The sequence below is a fragment of the Streptomyces sp. NPDC054956 genome, from assembly GCF_053609185.1.
In genome coordinates, this window is the sequence record NZ_JBSGXB010000345.1 from 1 (window position 1) to 7390 (window position 7390).

At 73.3% G+C, this 7390-nt stretch carries 7 protein-coding genes and 1 pseudogene; 4 read left to right on the forward strand and 4 right to left on the reverse strand.

All coding sequences use genetic code 11. The annotated features are described in order from the left end of the window. On the forward strand, positions 1-457 hold a 457-nt coding region (locus ACWGDE_RS33495; protein ID WP_453392820.1), incomplete at its 5' end, for a PP2C family protein-serine/threonine phosphatase. Positions 458-471: 14 nt separating this feature from the next. On the opposite strand, the gene ACWGDE_RS33500 is transcribed toward ACWGDE_RS33495, so the two are convergent. The 3 genes and pseudogenes from ACWGDE_RS33500 to ACWGDE_RS33510 form a co-directional block, all read right to left on the reverse strand. Then, the gene (locus ACWGDE_RS33500) at positions 472-2040 is read right to left on the reverse strand and encodes a hypothetical protein (protein WP_453392821.1); all 1569 of its coding nucleotides are present in this window, start codon (positions 2038-2040) and stop codon (positions 472-474) included. A 162-nt stretch (positions 2041-2202) separates the two neighbouring features. Further along, complete coding sequence (locus ACWGDE_RS33505; RefSeq protein WP_453392822.1) at positions 2203-2397, reverse strand: hypothetical protein; 195 nt, start codon at positions 2395-2397, stop codon at positions 2203-2205. 202 nt (positions 2398-2599) lie between these two features. Then, positions 2600-3036: pseudogene (locus ACWGDE_RS33510) on the reverse strand (hypothetical protein); the annotation flags it as partial. Between the two features lie 219 nt (positions 3037-3255). On the opposite strand from ACWGDE_RS33510, the gene ACWGDE_RS33515 reads away from it, so the two are divergent. Continuing rightward, on the forward strand, positions 3256-4257 hold the full coding sequence (locus tag ACWGDE_RS33515; RefSeq protein ID WP_453392823.1) for a fibronectin type III domain-containing protein: 1002 nt from the start codon (positions 3256-3258) through the stop codon (positions 4255-4257). Positions 4258-4443: 186 nt separating this feature from the next. Beyond that, positions 4444-6423: an ATP-binding protein gene (locus ACWGDE_RS33520; RefSeq protein WP_453392824.1), complete on the forward strand. Its 1980-nt coding sequence runs from the start codon at positions 4444-4446 to the stop codon at positions 6421-6423. Positions 6424-6569: 146 nt separating this feature from the next. On the opposite strand, the gene ACWGDE_RS33525 is transcribed toward ACWGDE_RS33520, so the two are convergent. Further along, positions 6570-6755 carry a DUF5999 family protein gene (locus ACWGDE_RS33525; RefSeq protein WP_453392825.1) on the reverse strand — a complete coding sequence of 62 codons (186 nt, stop codon included), beginning with the start codon at positions 6753-6755 and terminating at the stop codon, positions 6570-6572. 320 nt (positions 6756-7075) lie between these two features. On the opposite strand from ACWGDE_RS33525, the gene ACWGDE_RS33530 reads away from it, so the two are divergent. Further along, on the forward strand, positions 7076-7348 hold the full coding sequence (locus ACWGDE_RS33530; RefSeq protein WP_453392826.1) for a hypothetical protein: 273 nt from the start codon (positions 7076-7078) through the stop codon (positions 7346-7348). Positions 7349-7390: the final 42 nt, after the last annotated feature.

The following is a 7390-nucleotide window of genomic DNA, read 5'->3' on the forward strand; positions in this document are numbered from 1 at the left end:
GGCCGAGGAGGGCTTCACCACCGCGGCCGTGCTCGACATCCCCGACACCGAGCCGTCCCTGCGACTCGTCAGCTGCGGGCACCCGCCGCCCCTGCTGCTGCGCGGGGGCCGGGTCCAGCCCCTGGAGGTGGAGCACCCGGCGCCGCCCCTGGGCCTCTCCGAGTTCGTCGACACCGGCTTCGCCTCGCAGACCTTCGCCTTCGAGCCGGGCGACGTCGTCCTGCTCTACACGGACGGCGTCATCGAGGCGCGCGACGCCTCGGGGACCTTCTATCCCCTGCCGGAGCGGGCCGCCGACTGGCCCGGCGACGGCCCGGCCGCCCTCCTGCGCCATCTGTGCGCGGACCTGCTCGCCCACGCCCCGGGCGGCCTCCTCGGCGACGACGCGGCCATGGTGGCCATCGAGCGGGTCGGCCCACACAGGCAGGGCCCGCCCGGAGCTCCGGGCGGGCCCTGATCGCGGGGGCGGGTTCAGCCGCCGTCGCGGACGGCGACGATGCCGTTGAAGACGCCGACGTAGGCCGTTCCGTCGGGGCCCAGGGTGATCGGGGCCCAGTTGTTGTCGTACAGCGGGCCCGTGCCGGTCAGCTGCCGCCAGCGGCGCTCACCGGTGCGGAAGTCGACCGCCGTCAGGTACCAGGCGTCGATCCCCCAGACGCTGGGCTCCTTCTCGTAGAAGTAGAGCAGCCCGTTGCCGGTGGAGAGCTTCGGGACGACGGACGGCGAGCGGATCGCGCTCTGCCAGACCGTGTCGCAGCCGCTGCCGTCGGCGCGGACGTCGATCCGGCTGACGCCGCCGACGACCGACTTGCCGAGCAGCAGCGAAGTGACGTTCTCGTAGCCGTAGTTGTTCTCGACCACGATGCTGTTCCCCCAGGTGATCAGGGAGTTGTCGGTGGTCGAGGCGCCCGAGCCGAAGACCGGGACCTTGCACACGAGCCGCTGGCCTTCGGGCACGTCCGCGCCCCGCTTGTAGACCAGGACGTTCATCCGGTCGTCGGCGTTGTCGGTGATCGCGACGTAGCCGTTGCCGAAGAGGTCCGGCGTGGTGCCCGAACCCTGGTTCACCGAGCCGGGCTTGGTCCCCGTACCCCGGTCGTACGTCTGGCGCCACTGAGCGGCGGGGGTGCCGTCGGCGGTGGCGCGGAAGCTGTAGAGCGCGTGGTCCGTGACGATGGAGACCCCGTCCTCGGCGACCGAGAAGGAGTTCTGGATCTCCTCGCCCTCCAGCCGGATCGAGCGGATCACCGAGGTGGCCGGGTCCACGGTGCCGACGCGGCCCTGCCGGGTGACCCACCAGATGCGGCCGTCCCAGTCGGGCATCACCGAGGTGACCGGGTCGCAGGTGCCGGTGGGCCACAGGTCGGTCCAGTCGACGCAGTCGTGCGGGACCTGGCCGGTGAGGTCCCAGTCGTCGTCCACCCTGAACTGCCAGCCGCCTTCCGGGGTCTGGACGTGCGACAGGCGCAGGACGTGCTGGCGGGAGTCGGCCAGCACCGCCCGGTCCTTGTTGTCCAGGTAGAAGTAGGCGCCGCCCGAGGTGTCCTTGAAGATCTTCGAGAAGTCGAGCGAGGTGATCGCCTGGACCGTCGAGGAGCGCTGCGGGAGCTGGTGCTCCGCGAGCGTGGCGAGCGTACGGGGGTCCAGGAGCTTGACCTTGAAACCGCCGAAGGTGCCGCACACGGTGACCAGCCGGCCGCCGGAGTCGAAGGTGGCGGTGGCGCATTCCCCGCCGAGGGCGGCGATCTTCTCGCTGGTCACCTTCGGGTTCTTGCCGAGCGGCCCGGACCAGGGCGAGGTGGCGCTGCCGGCGGCGTCGGAGTGCATGCCGCTGCGGCCGTTGGGCGCGAGGAAGGGGTGCTGCGGCGGGGCTTCGCCGGGCAGCGGGGCGGCCGCGGCGGGCCCGCCGTCGTAGTGGCGGATCAGCCGGTGGCCGGGGGCCAGGGGTATCTCCTCGGCGGTGGCCGGGGCGACCCCGGTCACCGCCGCGAAGGCCACGAGGGCCGGCACCACGGCGCAATTGAGCGCTCTTCGGAACATCCGGGCTTCCTCCTCCGTCTTCAGTTCTATTGACATCGTGTCTGACATCGCGCCGCCGCCAGACGCTAGATCGCGTCGGCGCAGGAGTCCATGCACGAGCCGGATGATTCACGAAGGCGCAACAGTGGATCACCGCACGCGGGTTGACCGGAGGGACACGCCCTACGGCGTGAGGCCGCCGACCACGTTGGCCGTGGCCGAGACGCCGTTGTGGATGGTCGCCGCCAGGCTGCTGCTCGCGAGGTAGAAGCCGAGCAGGACGCAGACGATCGCGTGGGACAGCTTGAGGCCGCCGCCGCGCATGAAGATCCACGCGAGCACCAGGAGCAGGACGACGACGGACAGGGAGATCACCATCGGAACACCTCCTTACGCGGCGCCATGGTCGCGCAGGAGGAAGGCCCTTCGAGCGAAACTCGTGTCCGCCAAACGGGTGTTGACCGTCCGTGACCGGCGTTTCAGTGCTTGACGATCTCGTCCCGGCGCGTCGTCGCACACCAGCCGGCACGGCCGCAGCACCAGCGCCCGGTCCGCCAACTCGGCTGCGAGCGAGTCGGCTTCACCGCGCCGCCCGGTGGCCCTGAGCGGTTCGGCGACGAGCTCGGCTCGGGGCGCCGTGGGCGCGGCGGGGGTCTGCGGGACGAGCGCGAGGCACTCGCCCGGCGCCCGACAGGCCCGCGATGGCCAGGGTCGGGACGATCAGGGACACACCGGGGAAGAGGGTGGGCCACCCGTCGCCGGCGAGCACGGAACCGCGGGCCGTCCGGACGAGGTTGCGCGGACGATGCGGGCCGTGGAGAGCCGGCGCGTCCACCACCGACATGACGAACCGGTCGGTCCACCCGCCGCGACCAGCGCCGCGACCCGTCCGACGAGCAGCGACACCCGCAGCCCGTACGCGCACCGCAGCAGCAGCTCACGGCCCACGTCGTCGGAGCCGAACAGGCGCCCCCATGAAGGCCCTTGGAGCTTTGCCGACAAGTCGACAGCCTGCCGCCGGCGACCTCCTGCCTGACGGACAGGAAGAACCGGACGGCGAGCAGTCCCGGCCAGAGGGCCGGCGCCGCCGATCCCGCCGCGGCCGCCCCGGCCGTTCCCCGTACGGTCCGGACCCCCCGGGTGCTTCCGGGGGCTTGCCCGGCCGCCTCGCGGCATGCCATATATGTCTAGACCTTTCCGAGGAGCCTGCAGTACCGGAAGAAGAGGGCGCCCGCCGTGCACGACCCCGCGCCGCACCCCGTACGCCACCTCCCGCGCCCGTCCGCCGGACGGGCGGCGCTCGCCCTGCCCCTGGCCCTCGCGGCCGTGGCAGCGGCCCTCACGGCGTGCTCCTCCGCCGACACCACGCCCCCGCCCGCCCCCGCCGGGCTCACCGCCCAGGCCGGCAGCGCCACTTCGGTCCACGTCATGTGGCAGTCGCCCGCGCCCGCCGACGAGGTGGCCGCCTTCCTGGTCTTCCAGGAGGGCCGCCTGGTCCGCGAACTGCCTGCCGACAAGACGATGGTGGACATCACCGGCCTCACCCCGCAGACCTCCTACGGCTTCACGGTCCGGGCCCGGGACACCGCCGGGAACACCTCCGGGGCCGGCCCGGCGGTCTCCGCCACCACCCCCGCCGCCAAGGCCGAGGACCGGCTGCCGCCGACGGCCCCGACGGGTACGGCCGGCCGCGCCCTCGGGCCCACTTCCGCCGAGCTGACCTGGGGCCCGGCCACCGACGACTCGGGCGTCACCGCGTACGACGTCTACCAGGGCGACGCCCGGATCCACACGGCCGGACCGGGCAGCACCGGGACCACCCTGGAGGGCCTCCAGCCCGACACGGTGTACACCTTCACCGTCCGGGCCCGCGACGGCGCCGACAACTCCTCCCCCGCCGGTCCCGCGGTGGACGTGACCACCCCGGCCGGCCCCGGGCAGCGCCCGAACACCGCGCCCTCGGAGTTCACGGCGACCGCCTCGCCGGGCGCGGTCACCCTCTCCTGGACCGCCCCGCCGACCGGCCGCGAGACCAGCGAGTACGAGCTCTACGTCAACGGCCGGCCCACCACCGTCATCCAGTTCGGCGCGGGCGCCGTCCCGGCCGGCCGGGCCGAGCACCGGCTCACGGTCGCCGAACCGGCCGGCACGGTGTGGACGGTGAAGCTCCGGGCCCGGCTGCCCGACGGCAACTGGGGGGCCTTCTCCGCCGAACGGCGCGTCGTCCTCGCCTCCTGACCCACGAACGGAACCCGTTCCTTCGATCTGACCCGAACGGCACTGCGGAGAAAGAAGATCACGCACAATACATGCGTGTTCGGTGAGTACTCGGTCAACAACAATCAGGCGGATTCGGCGGGCGACGCCGTTGAGCCAGACTCTGGCGCCGTGCCGGGAAACCTGCCGCCGGAAACGGCGAGCTTCGTGGGCCGAGAGCGTGAGCTCGCCCTCCTGTACGAAACACTGCGCGAGCGCAGGCTCGTGACCCTCACGGGCGTCGGCGGCGTGGGCAAGTCCAGGCTGGCCCTGCGCGCCGCCGCGGCCCAGGGCCGGCCCGACGGCGTCTGGTGGGTGGCCCTCTCCCCGCTGCGCGAAGCCGAGTTGCTCAGCGCCACCGTCGCCCAGGCCCTGGGCCTCGCCAACCAGTCCCTGCGCTCCCTCGACGAGGAACTGTGCGCGTGGATGGCCGACAAGGAGCTGCTGCTCGTCCTCGACACCTGCGAGCACCTGGTGGCCGCCTGCCGCCACCTCGTCGGAGAACTCCTGCAGTCCGCGCCCGGGTTGACGGTGCTGATCACCTCCCGCGAGCCGCTCGGCTGCCCCGGCGAGAACGTTCTCGAGGTCAGCCCGCTGCCCTGCGAAGGCCCCGACAGCGACGCCCTCGCGCTCTTCCGGGCCCGCGCACTGGCCGCCACCCCGTACGCCGAGGCCGCCTTCACCGACCCCGACCGGGTGGCCCTGGCCGCCGAGGTCTGCCGACGGCTGGACGGCATCCCGCTCGCCCTCGAACTGGCCGGCGCCCGGATGCGGTTGTGGACCCTGGAGCAGATGGCGCGGCGGCTCGACGTCAGCTTCGACCTGCTGTCGGACACCGCCGCCGCGCGCCTGCCCCGCCACCAGACCATGCGGACCGCGATCGGCTGGAGCCACGAGCTGTGCGAGCCGCTCGAACGGCTGCTGTGGGCCCGGCTCTCGGTGTTCACGGGGGACTTCGACGCCGCCGCCGCGCGCGCCGTGTGCTCGGGCGGCCCGCTGCCCGCCGCGCAGGTCGAACGGGTCCTCGCGGGCCTGGTCTCGAAGTCGGTCGTCCGCTGCACCCGGGAACGCGGCACGGGCGCCCGCTACCGCCTGCTGGACACGATCCGCGAGTACGGCCAGGACTGGCTGGCGGAGCTCGGGGAGGTACGGGTCCTCGCCGACCGGCACGCCCACTGGTACGCCGCGCTCTCGCAGGCCGCCGACCGGGGGTGGCTGGGGCCCGGCCAGGTGGACTGGTACCGCAGGATGACCACCGAGCACGCGCAGCTTCGTACCGCCCTGGAACACCTGCTCGGCTCGGACCCCACGGCGGCCCTGGAAACGGCCGGCGCGCTCTGGTTCTTCTGGTTCTCGTGCGGGCACGTCCACGAGGGCCGGGCCTTCCTGGAGCGGGCCCTGCGCGGCGCCCCGCGGGCGGGTGCCGCGCACGCGCAGGCCCTGTGGGCGCTCGGACTCACCATGCTGCTCCAGGGCGACCTGGACGCCGCCGAGGAGCTGGGCGAGCGGTGCACCCGCGCGGCGGCCGCGCTGGCCGACCCGGAGCCGGAGCTGCGTGCCGCGTACCTGCACGCGGTGTCGGTGCTGATGCCGGGCGATCCCGTACGGGCCCTCGCGCTCGCCGGCCCCAGGGCACGCGGGGGCCACGGGGGCCGGCCGACCGGCCCGGGCTGGCTGCTGTGCCGGCTGGCCACCGGCTACGCCCTGTGCGACCTCGGGCGCTTCGAGGAGGCCGAGCAGGAGGCGCGGGGACTGCGCGAGGCGTGCGAGGAGCTCGGCGAGCGCTGGCTGCGGGCCTACGCGGACTACATCCTGGCCGTCGCGGCCTTCGGGCTCGGCCACCACGGGGAGGCGGCCCGGCACGCGCGGGCGATGCTCTCGGGCAAGCGGCTGCTGGGCGACCGCTTCGGGATCGCGCTCGGCCTGGACCTGCTGGCGGCGGCGGTGGCGGCCATGGGCGACGGCGAACTGGCCGCGCGCCTGCTGGGCACGGGGCACGCCTGGTGGCGCACGGTGGGGCGGCCGCAGATGGGCTCCCCCTCACTGACGGCCCTGCGCGACGAGGGCGAGCGCCAGGCCAGGGCGGCGATCGGCGACGAGGCGTACGAAAGCGCCTTCATGGGTGGTGCGGCAGCGCCCACCGGCTGAGGAAGCGACCGGTGGACGCGCCGTAAATCCTGGGCTCCCGTCAGTACGGGAGGGGTCTGCCCGACGGTGTGCGCAGATCCAGGTCTCGGGGTGCGGGCTTGGGAACGGGCTTGCGGATCAGCTGCTGGCGCATGCTGCCTCCTCGCTCAGACCAGGGCCGGGCGGCGGGGTTCCACCGTGCGGCCGTCGGGGAGCAGTTCACCGGTGTCGTCGAAGACGACGAGGCCGTTGCAGAGCAGATTCCAACCCTGTTCGGGGTGGAAGGCCACGGTGCGGGCGGCGTCGTGATCGGCGCTGTCGGCGGACGGGCAGGGGGGCTGGTGGGAGCACATGGCGCACCTCCTCGCAGAGTGGGGCGGGAAGGCCGGTGGTCACCCGGTCGAATCCGCGATCCACGGTGGCGGTGAGTATTACTGATCGCCACCCCCGGGCGGAAGCCATATTCGCCGCCCAGTTCAGGGTGTGTATGCCCGATTACCATGCGCTCATGCCCGCTATCCGGATCATTCGCCCAACGAGTCTCAGGCCCGAGGAGGCATGGCTGAGGCTGACGGACTGGGAACGCCACGGTGCACAGGTCCCGCTCACTCGGGCGATCATCGAAACGGGGCCTTTTATGCACGTTGGCACCCGTTTCACCATGCGTACGGGCGTGGGAAGCATCACGTTCGACGACCCCATGGAAGTCACCGTCTGGCGGCCGCCCCGGGGCACTTCGCCGGGACTGGTCCGACTCGTCAAACACGGCCGCGCGGTCCTGGGCTGGGCGGAGATCGAAATCCGCCCCTCGCCGGCCGGCGGCTGCGAGGTCGAATGGCGCGAGGAACTGCGCCTGCGCGGCCTGGGCCGCCCCTTCGACCCCCTGGTCGCGGCGGCGGCCCGCGTCCTCTTCGGCCGCGCCCTGGACCGCCTCCTGCGCCCCTGAGCCGCGCGGCGGCACGGAAAGGCCCCTGGGCCCGCCCTACGG

Bases quoted from the DNA above. Each gene is read 5' to 3' on its own strand.
- ACWGDE_RS33505 (WP_453392822.1), bottom strand. From the start codon at position 2,397: ATGGTGATCTCCCTGTCCGTCGTCGTCCTGCTCCTGGTGCTCGCGTGG.
- ACWGDE_RS33500 (WP_453392821.1), bottom strand. From the start codon at position 2,040: ATGTTCCGAAGAGCGCTCAATTGCGCCGTGGTGCCGGCCCTCGTGGCC.
- ACWGDE_RS33525 (WP_453392825.1), bottom strand. From the start codon at position 6,755: ATGTGCTCCCACCAGCCCCCCTGCCCGTCCGCCGACAGCGCCGATCAC.